This is a genomic window from Bacteroides sp. CAG:633 (assembly GCF_000435115.1).
GTDB classification, from domain to species: Bacteria; Bacteroidota; Bacteroidia; order Bacteroidales; family Bacteroidaceae; genus Bacteroides; species Bacteroides ndongoniae.
On the sequence record NZ_FR883008.1, the window covers coordinates 14,512 to 17,303 of the forward strand.

General features: G+C 44.2%; 3 protein-coding genes. All 3 read left to right on the forward strand.

The features are described from left to right. On the forward strand, positions 1-1,137 hold a 1,137-nt coding region (locus QVP67_RS03050), incomplete at its 5' end, for a S1 RNA-binding domain-containing protein (RefSeq protein ID WP_288179838.1). An 84-nt stretch (positions 1,138-1,221) separates the two neighbouring features. Continuing rightward, positions 1,222-2,157: a ribonuclease Z gene (locus QVP67_RS03055; protein ID WP_022162089.1), complete on the forward strand. Its 936-nt coding sequence runs from the start codon at positions 1,222-1,224 to the stop codon at positions 2,155-2,157. 53 nt (positions 2,158-2,210) lie between these two features. Beyond that, positions 2,211-2,765, forward strand: coding sequence for an RNA polymerase sigma factor (locus QVP67_RS03060; protein WP_022162090.1), 555 nt, complete (start codon positions 2,211-2,213; stop codon positions 2,763-2,765). The last annotated feature ends 27 nt before the right edge of the window (positions 2,766-2,792 follow it).

The window sequence follows — 2,792 nt, forward strand, 5'->3', positions numbered from 1 at the left end:
GGTACCGTTAAGAATATCACTTCCTATGGTGTATTTATCGACTTGGGTGGCGTAGACGGTTTGATTCATATCACAGACCTTTCTTGGGGCCGTGTTAGCGATCCGAAAGAAGTGGTTGAACTCGACCAGAAACTCAATGTTGTTATCTTGGACTTCGACGATGAGAAGAAGCGTATTGCATTGGGCTTGAAGCAGCTGACTCCGCATCCTTGGGATGCTCTTGATCCGAACTTGAAGGTTGGCGATCATGTGAAGGGTAAAGTAGTTGTGATGGCTGACTACGGTGCATTTATCGAAATCGCTCCGGGTGTTGAAGGTCTGATCCACGTTTCTGAAATGTCTTGGAGCCAGCACTTGCGTTCTGCACAGGACTTCATGAAAGTTGGTGACGAGGTAGAAGCTGTAGTATTGACACTGGATCGTGAAGAACGTAAGATGTCTTTGGGTATCAAACAGCTGAAACCGGATCCATGGGAAACTATCGAAGAGAAGTATCCTGTAGGCAGCAAGCACACTGCTAAGGTTCGTAACTTCACTAACTTCGGTGTATTCGTTGAAATCGAAGAAGGTGTTGACGGTTTGATTCACATCTCTGACCTGTCTTGGACTAAGAAAGTTAAGCATCCGTCTGAGTTTACTCAAATCGGTGCCGATATCGAAGTTCAGGTACTGGAAATCGATAAGGAAAACCGTCGTCTCAGCTTAGGTCACAAGCAACTCGAAGAGAATCCTTGGGATGTATTCGAAACAGTATTTACTGTAGGTTCAGTACACGAAGGAACTATCATCGAAATGCTGGATAAGGGCGCTGTTGTAGCTCTGCCTTATGGTGTTGAAGGTTTCGCTACTCCGAAACACCTCGTTAAGGAAGACGGTACTCAGGCACAGCTGGATGAGAAACTGGAATTCAAGGTTATCGAGTTCAACAAAGATGCAAAACGTATCATCTTGTCTCACAGCCGTATCTTCGAAGATGCTGCAAAAGCTGAAGAAAGAGCCGAAAAGAAGGCTGCTAAGAAGGCTAACAGTAAGAAAGAAGAAACTCCGGTAATCCAGAACCAGGCTGCATCTACTACATTGGGTGACATCGACGCTCTGGCTGCCTTGAAGGAGCAAATGGAAGCTGAAAAGAAATAATCGGTTTTATTGCGTAAATTTTTAAACTAGGATAAGAAGGGCGCTTGTCGAAAAAACAAGTGCCCTTTCTTTTATTGTAACAGGATGGAAAAGTTTGAGCTACATATTTTGGGATGTGGATCAGCACTGCCTACTACACGGCATTTCCCGACTTCGCAAGTGTTGAATGTACGTGATAAATTGTACATGATTGACTGTGGAGAGGGTGCACAGTTGCAGTTTCGTAAATCACGCTTGAAGTTTTCGAGGCTGAATCACATTTTTATATCCCATTTGCACGGTGATCATTGTTTTGGATTGCTGGGCCTGATTTCTACGCTCAATCTTTTGGGACGAACGGCCGAGCTTCATATTTATTCGCCTGTCGGTTTAGAGCAGTTGTTGCAGCCAATGCTCGACTTCTTTAACCATCAGATGACCTATAAGGTGATATTTCATGAGTTTGAAACGAAAGATTCACTTTTGATATACGAAGACCGTTCGATTACAGTAACTACTATTCCTTTACGCCATCGGATGCCATGTTGTGGCTTTATATTTGCAGAGAAGCCTCGCCCCAGTCATATCGTGCGTGAGATGATAGACTTTTATCAGGTACCGCTTTACGAACTGAACAGGATTAAAAACGGAGCCGATTATGTGACGCCCGACGGTGAAGTCATTCCTAACTCCCGCCTGACTCGTCCTTCGGATTTGCCACGGCGTTATGCTTATTGTTCTGACACCTGTTACCTTCCACACCTGGTTTCACAATTGAAAGGAGTAGACCTGTTATTTCATGAAGCGACTTTTGTCAACGCGGATGCTCCCCGGGCTAAAGAGACTTTTCATACCACTGCCGGACAGGCGGCACAATTGGCACGGGATGCGGAAGTAAAGTCTTTGCTGATCGGGCATTTTTCTGCCCGTTATGAAGATGAAAGCTGCCTGTTGGAGGAAGCAAGGAGTGTTTTCCCACATACACGGCTTGCGCAAGAGACGTTGTGCGTACAGGTAGGAGAGACTTTCTTTCAGGCCTGAATTAAACTTTTATTCGGAACAGATGTCTAAACGATAAATATGCATAGATAAATATGAATTCACCTTATAACGAACGCGAGGTGTTGGCACTTTTGCAAGACGAGAGTACACAAAAGCGAGGATTTGAGATGATTGTTGCCAAATACAGCGAACAGTTGTATTGGCAGATCCGTCGTATGGTGCTTTCACACGAAGATGCCAATGATTTGCTTCAGAATACTTTTATCAAAGCATGGACTAATATAGATTATTTTCGGGCCGAGGCGAAAATATCCACTTGGCTCTATCGTATAGCTTTGAATGAATGCCTTACTTTCCTGAACAAGCAGCGCGCCATGTCTACCGTCTCGCTGGACGATCCGGATGCAAACGCTATCGGGCGGCTGGAGAGTGATCCGTACTTCTCGGGCGACAAGATACAGCTGGCTTTGCAGAAGGCTTTGCTGACTTTGCCGGAAAAGCAGCGTATGGTGTTCAATCTGAAGTATTATCAGGAAATGAAGTACGAGGAAATGTCTGAGATATTTGGAACTTCTGTAGGGGCTTTGAAGTCGTCATATCATTATGCCGTGAAAAAGATTGAAAAATTTTTAGAGGATGAATATTAAGAATCTGTTTAAATTTATTTATAATTA